At 74.8% G+C, this 14,487-nt stretch carries 2 protein-coding genes; both read right to left on the bottom strand.

What is annotated here, in order from left to right; genetic code table 11:
* The coding region (locus ABZ479_RS29605) for a type I polyketide synthase (RefSeq protein WP_500464413.1) at nucleotides 1-9,016 on the bottom strand (9,016 nt) is incomplete at its 3' end.
* A gap of 414 nt (nucleotides 9,017-9,430) precedes the next feature.
* Complete coding sequence (locus ABZ479_RS29600; protein WP_500464412.1) at nucleotides 9,431-14,470, bottom strand: type I polyketide synthase; 5,040 nt, start codon at nucleotides 14,468-14,470, stop codon at nucleotides 9,431-9,433.
* Nucleotides 14,471-14,487 lie beyond the last annotated feature (17 nt).

Genomic DNA, 14,487 nt, shown 5'->3' with positions numbered 1-14,487 from the left:
CGCCGCGCCTGCCGACGAGCAGCAGCCGCCGCACACCGTGGCGGCCGGCCAGGTGCCGGGCGACCAGGCCGCCGAGCGCGCCGGTGGCGCCGGTGACGAGCACCGTGCCGTCGGGCCCGAAGGCGGGGCCCCGGTCGCGGGCGGCGTCGTCCCCGCCGGTCGTACGGTTCTCGACGCGGGCCAGGCGCGGCACGAGTACGGTGCCGCCGCGCAGGGCGAACCGCTCCTCGTCACTGGTGAGGGCCGCCTGCAGTGCCTGGCGGGTGCTGTCGTGTCCGTCGGCGTCGATGTCGACGAGGGCGATCCGGCCCGGGTTCTCGGTCTGCGCGGAGCCGAGCAGGCCCCACACGGTCGCCGCGGCCAGGTCGTCCACGCCGACCGTGTCGCCCGTCGTGTCGCCGTCCGGGGCGGTGGCCGCCGCGCCCCGGGTCACGACCACGAGGCGGGAGGCGGCGAAGCGGTCGTCCGCCAGCCAGGCCTGGGCGAGGGCGAGCGCGTCGTGCGCGGCCTCGTGGACGACCGGCGCGGGGACGGTCCCCGGGTGGGCGGCGAGGACGGTGACGACCTCGTCCGGGACGGCCGCCCCGGCGTCGACGGCCGCGGCCAGCGCCGCGAGGCCGGGGTGGGTGTCCGCGTCCGTGCCGGCGAGCAGGGCGCGGGCCGCGTCGCCAAGGGCTGCCCAGCGGACCGGGGAGCCGTCGGTGAGGGCGGCCGGGCCCGGCAGTTCGGTCCACCGGGTCCGGAAGACGGACTCGTGGTGGGCGGGGCGGGCGGCGAGCTGACCGGCCGTCACGGGGCGCAGCCCCAGGGACTCGACGCTCGCTACGGGCGCGCCGGAGGCGTCCGCGATCTCCAGCCGGACGCCCTCGGCGCCGGCCGGGGTCAGACGTACCCGCAGCGCGGCGGCGCCGCCCGCGTGCAGGGACACCCCGCTCCAGGCGAACGGCAGGCGTCCCTGGCCGTCGGCGGCGCCGATGCCGCCGAGGCCGATGGCGTGCAGGGCCGCGTCGAGCAGGGCCGGGTGCAGGCCGAAGCGGCGGGCCTCCTCCTCGACGCCCTGGGGCAGCCGTACCTCCGCGAAGACCTCGTCGTCGCGCTGCCACGCGGCGTGCAGGCCGCGGAAGGTGGGCCCGTAGGCGAAACCGATGGCGTCGAGTCCCTCGTACCGGCCGTCCAGGTCCAGCGGGCGGGCTCCGGCCGGGGGCCAGGCGGTGAGGTCGGCGGCGGACTGCGGCCGGCCCCCCTCGCCGAGCACACCGGCGGCGTGCCGCGTCCACGTTTCGTCGGCGGCGGCGCCCTCGGGGCGCGAGTGCAGGGCGAGCGGACGGCGTCCTGCCTGGTCGGCGGCGCCGACCCACAGCCGCAGTTGGACGCCGCCGGTCTCGGGCAGCACCAGCGGCGCCTCGAGGGTCAGTTCCTCCAGCAGGTCGCAGCCGAGCTGGTCGCCGGCGCGGATCGCGAGCTCGACGAAGGCCGTGCCGGGCAGCAGGACGCTGCCGAGGATGGCGTGGTCGGCCAGCCAGGGGTGGGTGGCCAGGGCGAGCCGTCCGGCGAACACCATCCCGTCGGACTCCGGGAGGGCGACCCCGGCGCTCAGCAGCGGGTGCGCGGTGTCGTCGAGGCCGATCGCCTCGACGTCGCCGAGGTAGAGGGAGGGCAGGGCCGGCCAGTAGCGCTGCCGCTGGAAGGCGTAGGTAGGCAGGTCGACGCGCCGGGCGCCGGTGCCGGCGAAGTACGCCTGCCAGTCGACCGTGACGCCCCGGGTGTGGGCGACGGCGATTGCGGTGGTGACGGTCTCGGCCTCAAGGCGGGTGGAGCGCAGGACGGGGACGAAGGCCGCGCCTTCCCCGGTCACGCACTCCTGGGCCATGGCGGACAGCACGCCGTCGGGGCCGAGTTCGAGGTACGTGGTGACGCCCGCGGCCTCCAGGGCGCGGACGCCGTCCAGGAAGCGGACGGCCTCACGGACGTGGCGGACCCAGAACTCGGGCGAGGCCATCCCGTCGGTGACCACGGCGCCGGTCAGGTTCGAGACGACCGGGATGCGCGGCACCTCGAAGGACAGCCGGGACACCACGTCGCGGAAGGCGTCGAGCATGCCGTCCATGTGCGGGGAGTGGAAGGCGTGGCTGACCGTCAGCCGCTTCGACCTGCGGTCCGCGAACAGCTCCACGACCGCCGTGGCGGCGTCCTCGTCGCCGGCGATCACCACCGACCCCGGTCCGTTGACGGCGGCGACGCTCACCCGGTCCGTCAGCAGCGGCAGGACCTCGTCCTCCGACGCCTGCAGCGCGATCATCACACCGCCCGTGGGCAGCGCCTGCATCAAACGGCCGCGAGCCGCCACCAGCGTGCACGCGTCCTCCAGCGAGAACACCCCGGCAACGTGCGCGGCGGCGATCTCGCCGATGGAGTGACCGGACAGGACGTCCGGCTTCACCCCCCAGCTCTCCAGCAGCCGGAACAGCGCCACCTCGACGGCGAACAGCGCGGGCTGCGTGAACTCCGTCCGGTCGAGAAGCTCCGCGTCCTCCCCGAACAGCACGTCCCGCAGGGGTGCTTCGAGGTGCGGGTCCAGATGGGCGCACACCGCGTCCAGCGCGTCCGCGAACACCGGGTGCGAGGCGTACAGCTCCCGGCCCGTGCCGAGCCGCTGGCTGCCCTGGCCCGTGAACAGGAACGCGAGCTTGCCGGCCGCCGGGGAGTCCGTCACGACCTGCGCGGCGGACCGGCCGTCCGCCAGTGAGGCGAGCCCGGCGAGCAGTCCCGCACGGTCGTCGGCGACGACCGCCGCGCGCCGTTCGAAGGCGGTGCGGCCCGTGGCGAGGGACAGTCCCAGGTCCTCCGGGCGCAGAGCGGGGTCGGCCTCGGCGCGGGTGTGAAGGCGTCGCGCCTGGTCGCGCAGTGCCTCGTCGTCCTTGGCGGAGAGCACCCACGGCACCGCGCCGGGACGGTACGTCGCGGGGGCGGCGGACTCCGCGGTCTCCGGGGCCTGTTCGACGATGGTGTGGGCGTTGGTGCCGCTGATGCCGAACGACGAGACGCCGGCCCGCCGGGGCCGCCCGGTCTCGGGCCACTCCCGTGCGTCGGTGAGCAGGCTGATGTCGCCGGTCGTCCAGTCGACGTGCGGGGTGGGCTCGTCCACGTGCAGGGTCGCGGGGAGCACGCCGTGCTCCATGGCGAGCACCATCTTCATGATGCCCGCGACGCCGGCCGCGGCCTGCGTGTGCCCGAGGTTGGACTTGACTGACCCCAGGAACAGGGGCTGTTCGGGCGAGCGGTCCTGGCCGTAGGTGGCCAGCAGCGCCTGGGCCTCGATGGGGTCGCCGAGCGTGGTGCCGGTGCCGTGCGCCTCGACGGCGTCCACGTCGCCGGCCGCCAGGCCGGCGCTCGCCAGGGCCTGCCGGATCACGCGCTGCTGCGACGGGCCGTTGGGCGCGGTGAGGCCGTTGCTGGCGCCGTCCTGGTTCACGGCCGAGCCGCGCACCAGCGCGAGGACCGGGTGGCCGTTGCGCCGCGCGTCCGACAGGCGCTCGACGAGCAGCATGCCGACGCCCTCGCCCCAGCCCGTGCCGTCGGCCGCGGCGGCGAACGCCTTGATCCGGCCGTCCTCGGCGAGCCCGCGCTGGCGGCTGAAGTCGATGAAGGAGGCGGGCGTGGACATCACGGTGACGCCGCCCGCCAGCGCCATGGAGCACTCGCCGGCCCGCAGTGCCTGCATCGCCCAGTGCAGGGCGACCAGCGACGACGAGCAGGCGGTGTCGACTGTCACCGCCGGGCCCTCCAGCCCGAGGACGTAGGAGATGCGGCCGGAGACCACGCTCGCGGTGTTGCCGGTGCCGATGAAGCCCTCGGCGCCGCCGGGGGCGGCCAGGATGACGTTCAGGTAGTCCTGGCCGTTGGTGCCGGTGAAGACGCCGATCTGCTCGCCGCGGACGGTCGTGGGGTCGATGCCGGCCCGCTCGAAAGCCTCCCAGGAGGTCTCCAGCAGCAGCCGCTGCTGCGGGTCCATGGCCAGCGCCTCACGCGGCGAGATCCCGAAGAACGCGGGGTCGAAGTGGCCCGCGTCCTGGAGGAACCCGCCCTCGCGGACGTAGCTGGTGTCGCCCGCGGCCTCGGGGTCGTAGAGGCCGTCGAGGTCCCAGCCGCGGTCGGCGGGGAAGCCGGTGATCGCGTCGCGGCCGCCGGCGAGGAGCTGCCACAGGTCCTCGGGGCTGCGGACGCCGCCGGGGAAGCGGCAGCTCATCGCGACGATGGCGATGGGGTCGTCGCCGGCGGCCGGGGCGGTGGTGACGGGGGCGCGGCGGGCCGCGTCCGTGACCTGGCCGCCGAGCACCTCGCCGCGGAGGAAGTCCGCGAGGGTGTGGGAGTTGGGGTAGTCGAAGATCAGTGTGGCGGGCAGCCGCAGGCCGGTGCGGGCGGCCAGGCGGTTGCGGATCTCCACGGCCGTCAGCGAGTCGAAGCCGAGGTCGCGGAAGGCGGTGCCGGGGTCGACGGACTCCGGTCCGGCGTGGCCGAGGACGGCCGCGACCTGGGCGCGGACGAACTCCAGGGCGAGGGCGTCGCGTTCGCCTTCCGGGGCGTCGGCCAGCCGGTGGGCGAACGTGTCGGTGTCGCCCGCGGGGTCGGCGGCCGTCCCGGGCGCGGCGGCGAGGGCCTGCGCGGCCTCGGGGAGGTCGGCGATCAGCGGGCAGGGGCGTACGGAGGCGAGGCCGGGGGCGAGCCGTTGCCAGTCGATGTCGGCGACGACGGCGGAGGTCTCGTCCAGGGCGAGCGACGAGCGCAGCGCCGCGACGGCGAGGTCGGGCGGGAGCGCGGGCAGGCCCGCGAGGCGCAGCCGCTCGGTGACGAGTTCGCCGGTGGCCATGCCGCCCTCGGCCCAGGCGCCCCAGGCGAGCACGGTGGCGGGCAGGCCGTCGGCGCGCCGCTGCTCGGCGAGGGCGTCCAGGTGGGCGTTGGCGGCGGCGTAGTTGGCCTGGCCCGCGGCGCCGAAGGTGGAGGCGACGGAGGAGAACAGCACGAACGCGGACAGGTCGAGGTCGCGGGTCAGCTCGTGCAGGACCTGCGCGGCGTACGCCTTGGGCCGCAGGACGTCCGCGAGGCGGCGCGGCGTCATGGCGTCCAGGACTCCGTCGTCGAGGACGCCGGCGGCGTGGACGACGGTGGTCAGGGGGTGCTCGGCGGGGATGCCCGCGAGCAGGGCGGCGACGGCCTCGCGGTCGGCGACGTCGCACGCGGCGAAGGTGACCTCGGCGCCCAGGGCGCCCAGCTCGGCGGCGAGTTCGCCGGTGCCTTCGGCGTCCGCGCCGCGGCGGCTGACCAGCAGGAGGTGGCCGGCGCCGGCGCGGGCGAGCAGGCGTGCCACATGCCGGCCGAGGGCCCCGGTGCCGCCGGTGACCAGGGCGGTGCCGGAGGTGGTCCACTCGGCGGCGGGGGCCTCCTGGCGGGCGGCGCGGGCCAGCCTGCGGACGAGGACCCCGGTGGAGCGCACGGCGAGGTGGTCCTCGGTGCCCGCGCCGCCGAGGATGTCGGCGAGCCGGCCGGCGGCGCGGTCGTCGGCCGTCTGCGGCAGGTCGACCAGGCCGCCCCAGCGGCCGGGCAGTTCGAGTGCGGCGGTGCGGCCGAGGCCCCAGACCGCGGCCTGGGCGGTGCTGGTGAGGCGGTCGGAGCGGCCGGTGGAGACCGCGCCCCGGGTGGCGTTCCACAGCGGCGCCTCGGCGCCGGCGTCGCCGAGCGCCTGGACGAGGGCCGCGGTGGCGGCGAGCCCGGCGGGCAGCGCCGGGTCCTCGGGGTGCGGCCGCTCGTCGAGGGCGAGCAGGGACAGGACGCCGGCGAACTCGACGGAAGCCGTGCCGTCCTCGTCCAGGCGCCGGGCGACGGCCGCGCGGTCGTCGGCGGCGGGGTCGAGGACGAGCGTGCGCACGCCGGCGCCGCGCGCGGTCAGGATCTCCCGGGCGGCGCGCGCCCACGGGTCGTCCTCGTGCGCTGCGGGCAGCACGAGCAGCCACTGCCCGGTGAGCCGTCCGGGCGGCAGGCCGGTCAGCGGCTTCCACTGGACGCGGTAGCGCCACTGGTCGATCCGGTCGCTGTCGCGGTGGCGGCGGTGCCAGGCCGACAGGGCGGGCAGCACGGCGCTGAGCGGCTGGTCGCCGTCGATGCCGAGGGTGTCGGCGAGGGCGGCCAGGTCCTCGCTGTCGACGACCTCCCAGAACCTGGCGTCGGTGGCGGAGGGCCGGCCGTCCTCGGGGAGTTCGGTCAGGTAGGAGAAGGCGTCGCGCGGCCAGTACGCCTCGCGCTGGAAGGCGTACGTCGGCAGGTCGACGCGGTGGGCGCCGGTGCCGGCGAACAGCGCCGTCCAGTCCGGGGAGTGCCCGCGCGCGTGGGCGCCGGCGACGGCCGCCACCAGCGACCGGGCCTCGGAACGGCCGGTGCGCAGCGCGGGCAGGAAGGCCGCGGCCCGGTGCCCGGTGGCGGTCCGGCACTCCTCGCCGAGGGCCGACAGGACTCCCCCGGGGCCCAGTTCGAGGTAGGTGGTGACGCCCCGGCCCTCCAGGCGGCGGACGCCGTCGAGGAAGCGGACGGCCTCGCGCACGTGGCGCACCCAGTAGTCGGCGGAGGCCATGTCCTCGCCGGCCAGGTCGCCGGTGACGTGGGAGACGACCGCGATGCGGGGCGCCTGGAACGTCAGCCGCGCCACGACCTCCCGGAAGGCGTCGAGCATGCCGTCCATGTGCGGGGAGTGGAAGGCGTGGCTGACCGTCAGGCGCTTGGACCGCCTGCCCTCGAACCGCGCCACGACGGCGTCGGCCGCGTCCTCGTCACCGGCGATGACCACAGCGCGGGGGCCGTTGACGGCGGCGATGCCCACCCGGTCGGTGAGCAGCGGCAGGACCTCGTCCTCCGACGCCTCGAGCGCGACCATCACGCCGCCGCCCGGCAGGGCCTGCATCAGCCGGCCGCGGGCGGCGACGAGCGTGCACGCGTCCTCCAGCGAGAACACCCCGGCCACGTGGGCCGCGGCGATCTCGCCGATCGAGTGCCCGGCCAGGTAGTCGGGCCTCAGGCCCCAGGACTCGACGAGCCGGAACAGGGCCACCTCGACGGCGAACAGCGCCGGCTGGGTCCACTCCGTCCGGTCGAGCAGGTCCGTGTCCTCGCCGAACAGCACGTCCTTCAGCGGCCGGTCGAGGTGCGCGTCCAGGTGCGCGCACACCGCGTCGAGCGCCTGCGCGAACGCCGGGTACGTCTCGTACAGCTCCCGGCCCATGCCGAGCCGCTGGCTGCCCTGGCCGGTGAAGAGGAAGGCGAGCTTGCCCTCGCCGGCGCTCCCCTCGACGACGTCGGCGGAAGTGCCCGCTTCGGCCAGCGCCGCAAGCCCGGCGAGCAGTCCGTCGCGGTCCTCGGCGACGACCGCGGCGCGGCGGTCGAGGGCGGCCCGGGTGAGCGCCTGCGAGTACGCGACGTCGGCGACGCGGACGTCCGGGCGGGCGGTGACGTGGGCGTGCAGCGCGGCGGCCTGCGCGCGCAGGACGGCCTCGGTCCGGCCGGACAGGACGACGGGCAGGACGGCCGGCGCGGTCGTCTGGCGGATGGGATCAACGGGTTCGGCCGCCTCCGGCCGGTCGGACGCGGTCTCGGCGCCCTCCAGGATGATGTGCGCGTTGGTGCCGCTCATGCCGAAGGACGAGACACCGATGCGGCGCGGCCGGTCGCCCTCGGGCCAGGGGCGCGCCTCGGCGAGCAGCGACACCTCTCCCGCCTCCCAGTCGACGTGCGGCGTCGGCTCGGTCAGGTGGAGGAGGCGCGGCAGCACGCCGTGCCGCATCGCCATCACGCTCTTGATGACGCCCGCCACGCCGGCGGCGGCCTGGGCGTGGCCGATGTTCGTCTTGAGCGAGCCGACCCACAGCGGCTCGCCGTCGGCGCGGTCCTGGCCGTAGGTGGCGATCAGCGCCTGTGCCTCGATGGGGTCGCCGAGGCTGGTGCCGGTGCCGTGCGCCTCGACGGCGTCGACCTCGTCGGGCGTGAGCCGGGCGTTGGAGAGCGCCTGCAGGATGACGCGCTGCTGCGACGGGCCGTTGGGCGCGGTGAGGCCGTTGCTGGCGCCGTCCTGGTTCACGGCGGACCCGCGGACCACGGCGAGGACGGGGTGGCCCTTGCGGCGGGCGTCGGACAGCCGCTCCACCAGGAGCACGCCGACGCCCTCGGCGAGGCTGAAGCCGTCGGCCTCCGGGGAGAACGCCTTGCAGCGGCCGTCGTCGGCGAGGCCGCGCTGCTTGCTGTAGTCGACGAACGTGCCGGGGGCGGACATCAGCGTGGCGCCGCCGGCGAGCGCGAGCGTGCACTCGCCGTTGCGCAGCGCCTGGACGGCCAGGTGGAGGGCGACCAGCGAGGACGAACAGGCGGTGTCGACGGTGAGCGCCGGTCCCTCGAGGCCGAGGGTGTAGGAGAGCCGGCCGGACGCGACGCTCGCCGCGTTGCCGATGCCGATGTAGCCCTCGATGTTCTCCGACGAGCTGAGCAGCGCCGCCAGGTAGTCGTGGTTGCTGGTGCCGACGAAGACGCCGACCTGCTTGCCGCGCATGGACGTCGGGTCGATGCCGGCCCGCTCGAACGCCTCCCACGACGTCTCCAGCAGCAGCCGCTGCTGCGGGTCCATGGCCAGCGCTTCACGCGGCGAGATCCCGAAGAGCGACGGGTCGAAGCGGGCGATGTCGGAGACGAAGCCGCCCTGGTCGGCGTAGCTGGTGCCCGGGTGGTCGGGGTCCGGGTGGAACACCGCCTCCAGGTCCCAGCCGCGGTCCGCGGGGAAACCGGAGATCGCGTCGACGCCCTCGGCGGCGATCCGCCACAGGTCCTCGGGGGAGGTCGCGCCGCCGGGGTAGCGGCACGCCATGCCCACGATGGCGATGGGTTCCTGGCTCTTGGCCTCGGCCTCGCGCAGCCGCTGACGCGTCTGATGCAGATCCGCCGTCACCAGCTTCAGGTAGTCCCGCAGCGTCTCTTCGTTCGCCATTTAACGCAACCACCTATTTGCCGCGGGCGCCGTCAGAAAATTATCGGAAAGCCGGGAATCGCATCTGGTATTCAGCCGCCTCTTTGGTGATCAAATCGGCTGGCCAGCGGTCAGAATATTCAGCTCGCGATTCCGCGGACAACCCCTAACGGCCCCCTACACACCCCTGCATCGCAGGTTGCACGGGTCATGGCCACCGTGCGGCAATTCAAAGGGTGTCGACCATGGTGACCGGCGGAGGACACCGCCGTCAATAATGCTCCGCCATCTGTTCCGTAATTCCCGGGCCGGGCGGGACGGCGACGGCCCCGGATTCGGGAATTCAGGGCCCCCGAAGGGGCCGGGGGGCGCTGCACCGGGGAACTCCGGGGGGCGGGCCGCCACTGGGCGGCGGCCCGGCCCCCGGACCGCGGTTCAGGCGCGGCCGAGCCCCTTGTTGATGAACGCGAACAGCTCCTCGTCGCTGGCGTCCTGGAGCTGCGCCACCTCGTCCAGCACACCGTCGGACGAGCCCGCCCCGGCACCGTCCTCGGCCTCCGCCGCCACCGGCACCGCCGGACCGGCCGGCTCCGGCTCGTCGCTCTCGTTCCACTTGGCCAGCAGCGACTGCAGCCGCATCGTCACCCGGGCCCGTACGACGTTGTCGCCGGTCCCCCGCTGCAGCACGGCCTCCAGCCTGTCCAGTTCCTCCAGCAGCGGAGCCCCGCCCGCCGCGGCGTCGGGGACGACACCGGCGCGCAGGAAACCGGCGACGGCGGCCGGCGTCGGGTGGTCGAAGACCAGGCTGGCGGGCAGCTTGAGCCCGCTCACGGCCCCGAGGCGGTTGCGGAGTTCGACCGAGGTGAGCGAGTCGAAGCCCAGTTCCTTGAACGCCCGGTTCGCCTCCACGGCCGACAGGTCCGCGTGGCCCAGGACGGCGGCGACGGCGGTGCGGACGAGGTCGAGGAGCAGGCGCTCCTGCTCGGCCTCGGGGAGACCGGCGAGCTGCTTGGCGAGCGGCACGCCCCCCGCCAGGTCGTCTGCGGACTCGCGCTCGGCGGACTCGATCACACGCCGGGCCTCGGGCAGTTCACCCAGCAGCGGCCGGTCGCGGTCCGCGGTGAAGGCGAGGGTGAAGCGCTTCCAGTCCATGTCGGCGACGGTCAGCGTCGTCTCGTCCCGGTCCAGCGCGTGCTGCAGGGCGGACAGCGTGCGCTCCGGCGCCATCGTCAGGATGCCGTGGCGGCGCATGCGGTCGCCCACCGCGCTGCCGTCGCCCTCGCCGCTGCCCCAGGGGCCCCAGGCCACGGACGTGGCGGGGAGACCGGCCGCCCTGCGGTGCTCGGCGAACGCGTCCAGGAAGGCGTTGCCCGGCGCCTGGTTGCCCTGGCCGGGCGCGCCGAAGGTCGCGGCGAAGGAGGAGAAGAGCACGAACGCGGACAGGTCCAGATCCCGGGTCAGCTCGTGCAGGTGCAGCGTCGCGTCGACCTTGACGCGCAGCACCGCCTCCACCTGCTCGGGGCTCAGCGCCTCGATGACCCCGTCGTCCACCGCCGCGGCCGCGTGGACGACGGCGGTCAGGGGGCGGTCGGCCGGGACGGTTTCGAGGAGCGAGGCAAGGGCGTCGCGGTCGGCGACGTCGCAGGCGGCGACGGTCACCTCGGCGCCCAGCGCGGTCAGTTCGTCACGCAGCTCGGCGGCACCGGGAGCGTCGACGCCCCGGCGGCTCGCGAGCAGGAGGTGGTCGGCACCATTGGACGCGAGCCAGCGGGCGACGTGCGCGCCGAGCGCGCCCGTACCGCCGGTCACCAGCACCGTCCCCTGCGGTCGCCACTCGCGCACGGCGCTGGTCTCCGCGAGGCGCGCACGCACCAGACGACGGCCGAGGATCCCGGAAGCCCTCAGCGCGACCTGGTCCTCCGCGCCGTCACCACCGAGGACACCCGCCAGGCGCGCCAGCGTACGGTCGTCCGCGATGTCCGTACCTGGTAGGTCGACGAGGCCGCCCCAGCGGCCGCCCTGCTCCATGGAGGCGACCCGCCCGAGACCCCAGACGAGTGCCTGCGCGGGATCGGTCACCTGCTCGGAGCGGCCGGTGGCGACCGCGCCACGGGTGACGCACCACAGCGGGGCGGTCACCTCGGCGTCGCCGAGTGCCTGGACGAACGCGAGTTCACCGGCGAACGCGCCCTCGCCGCCGAGGGCGAGGAGGGAGAGGACGCCACTGGGCGCGGTGTCGTCGAGTGCGGCCTTCACGGTCGCCGCCAGCTGCTCGCGCTCGGCCGTGCCGTGCTCGACGCGCACGGCACGCACCTGCGCCCCGCGCTCGGCGAGCGTGCGCTCGACGGCGCCCGCCCACTCCTGCTCCGGGCCGGTGAGCGTGTCGGGTACGGCGAGCAGCCATACGCCGGTGAGGTGGGCAGAGGCGGGCTCGGGCACCGGCTTCCACGTCACGTGGTAACGCCAGCCGTCGACGGTGGACTGCTCACGGCTCTGCCGGCGCCACGAGGACAGGCCGGGCAGGACATCGCCCAACGAACCGATCGCTTCCGGCGTGTCCAGAGCGAGGGTGCCCGCGAGGGCGTCGAGGTCCTCGCGTTCGACGGCCTCCCAGAAGCGGGCGTCGACCGTGTTCTCCACCGGCGCGTCGGCCTCGGAACGCGCGGTGATCTCGGGCCAGAACCGCTGCGGCTGGAAGGCGTAGGTGGGGAGGTCGACGTGGCGGGCGCCAGTCCCAGCGAACACCGCCTGCCAGTCCACGGACGCGCCGTGGACGTAAGCCTCGCCAAGGGAGAGCCAGAACCGCTCCAGACCGCCTTCATTGCGGCGCAACGAGCCCAGGACGGCAGCCTCACGGCCCGCGTCCTCGACGGTCTCCTGAAGCCCGACCGTCAGGACGGGGTGGGGGCTGGACTCGATGAACACCCCGAAGCCCTGCTCCAGCAGGGTGCGTACCGCCTGCTCCAGCTCCACGGTCTGACGCAGGTTGCGGAACCAGTAGCCGCCGTCCAACTCCGGGCCGGTCATCCACTCGCCGGTCACCGTCGACAGGAACGGCACCTGCGCCTCACCAGGGGTGATCGGCGTCAGAAGCTTCCCGAGTTCTTCTTCGAGGAGGTCGACCTGCGCGGAGTGCGACGCGTAGTCCACCGCGATCCGCCGCGCCCGCACCCCGTCCGCCTCGCACGAGGCCAGCAGCTCGTCCAGCGCCTCGACCTCACCCGAGACCACGACCGAGGAGGGGCCGTTCACCGCGGCAACGGAGATCCGCTCCTCACCCCACGCAGCGATCCGCTCCCGTACCTGCTCCGCGGGCAGCGCCACCGACACCATCCCGCCCAGACCCGCCAGCACCCGACCGATCGCCTGACTCCGCAACGCGACCACGCGAGCCGCGTCCTCCAGCGGCAGGATCCCCGCCACGCACGCGGCGGCGATCTCACCCTGCGAATGCCCGATCACCGCCGCCGGACGCACCCCCGCGGCCTTCCAGACCTCCGCCAGCGACACCATCACCGCGAACAGCGCAGGCTGGACGACATCCACGCGCTCCAGCGACGGAGCGCCCTCCACACCACGCAGCACATCCACCAGCGACCAACCGGTCAACGGCTCCAGCGCCCGCGCACACTCCCCTATCCGGGCAGCGAACACCGGCGAGGAATTGAGCAGTTCCTCGGCCATGCCGACCCACTGCGAGCCCTGGCCCGGGAACACAAACACCGTCTTGCCACCGACGACACGCCCGGTCACCACACCCGCCGCCGGCACACCCTGCGCCACCGCGGACAACCCCGCCGCATGGTCACCCAGCACCACCGCACGGTGCTCCAACGCCGCCCGCGACGACGCCAACGACCACCCCACATCAGCCACCGACGCCGCCGAACCAGCCTCACCCGCAAGCCAGCCCGACAACCGCTCCGCCTGGCCCCGCAACGCCACCGCACTCTTGCCCGACAGCACCCACGGCACCACATCCGAAGCAAACGACGCGCCCGCGACCTCGGGCTCGGTCGCCGGCTCGGCCTCGGCCCCGGGCTCCGGCGCCTGCTCCACGATCACGTGCGCGTTCGTCCCACTGAACCCGAACGACGACACACCCGCCCGCCGCGCACGCCCCGACTCCGGCCACACCACCGCGTCCGACGCCAACGCCACCGCACCCGACGTCCAGTCCACATGCGGCGACGGCTCGTCCACGTGCAACGACTTCGGCACCACACCATGCCGCATCGCCAACACCATCTTCATCACGCCCGCCACACCGGCCGCGGCCTGCGTGTGACCGATGTTCGACTTCACGGAACCCAGGAGCAAGGGCCGCTCCGCGGGCCGGTCCTGGCCGTACGTGGCCAGCAGCGCCTGCGCCTCGATCGGGTCGCCCAGCGCCGTGCCGGTGCCGTGCGCCTCCACGACGTCCACGTCGGCCGCCGAGAGGCGCGCGTTGGTGAGGGCCGCGCGGATCACCCGCTGCTGCGAGGGACCGTTCGGCGCCGTCAGGCCGTTGCTCGCGCCGTCCTGGTTGATCGCCGAACCCCGCACCACCGCCAGCACCGGGCGGCCGTTGCGCCGCGCGTCCGACAGCCGCTCCAGCAGGAGGAGTCCCACGCCCTCCGCCGGGCCGAAGCCGTCGGCGCCGGACGAGAACGCCTTGCAGCGCCCGTCCGGCGCAAGGCCGCGCTGCCGGGAGAACTCTATGAACAGGCCCGGCGTCGACATCACGTGGACGCCGCCGGCCAGCGCCAGCGAGCACTCCCCCGCCCGCAGCGCCTGCACCGCCAGGTGCAGCGCCACCAGCGAGGCCGAGCAGGCGGTGTCGACGGTCACCGCCGGCCCTTCGAGGCCGAGGGTGTACGAGATGCGGCCGGACATCACACTGGCCGCGTTCCCGGTGCCCAGGTGACCGGCGTAGTCCTCGGCGGCCTCGAGCAGCGGGGTCAGGTAGTCGGATCCGTTGACCCCGACGTACACGCCGGCCTGGCTGCCGCGCAGGGTGCCCGGGTCGATGCCCGCCCGCTCGAACGCCTCCCATGCCGTCTCCAGCAGCAGCCGCTGCTGCGGATCCATGGCGAGCGCCTCACGCGGCGAGATCCCGAAGAACCCGGCGTCGAAGGAGGGGGCGTCGGCGAGGAAACCGCCCTCGCGGGTGATCGACGTGCCGGGTTCGTCGGGGTCGTCCGAGAAGAGCCCCTCGAGCTCCCAGCCCCGGTCCGCGGGGAACGCGGTGAGCGCGTCGCCGCCGGCGGCGAGCAGGTCCCACAGGTCCTCGGGGGAGCGTACGCCGCCCGGGAAGCGGCAGCTCATCGCCGTGACGGCGATCGGCTCGTGAGCCTGGCTCTCGATGTCCCGCAGGCGTCCGTACGCCTCGTCGAGATCGGTCGTGACCTTCTTGAGGTACTCGCGGAGCTTCGCTTCGTTCGCCACTGGCGCTTCACCTATTCGCGTGGTCGAGACCGTGGAGTCTTCTCGCACGTGCTCGGGATCTCGGG

The sequence above is a fragment of the Streptomyces sp. NPDC005722 genome, from assembly GCF_040630935.1.
Lineage (GTDB): Bacteria > Actinomycetota > Actinomycetes > Streptomycetales > Streptomycetaceae > Actinacidiphila.
This window is presented reverse-complemented; position numbering and strand designations above follow the sequence as displayed.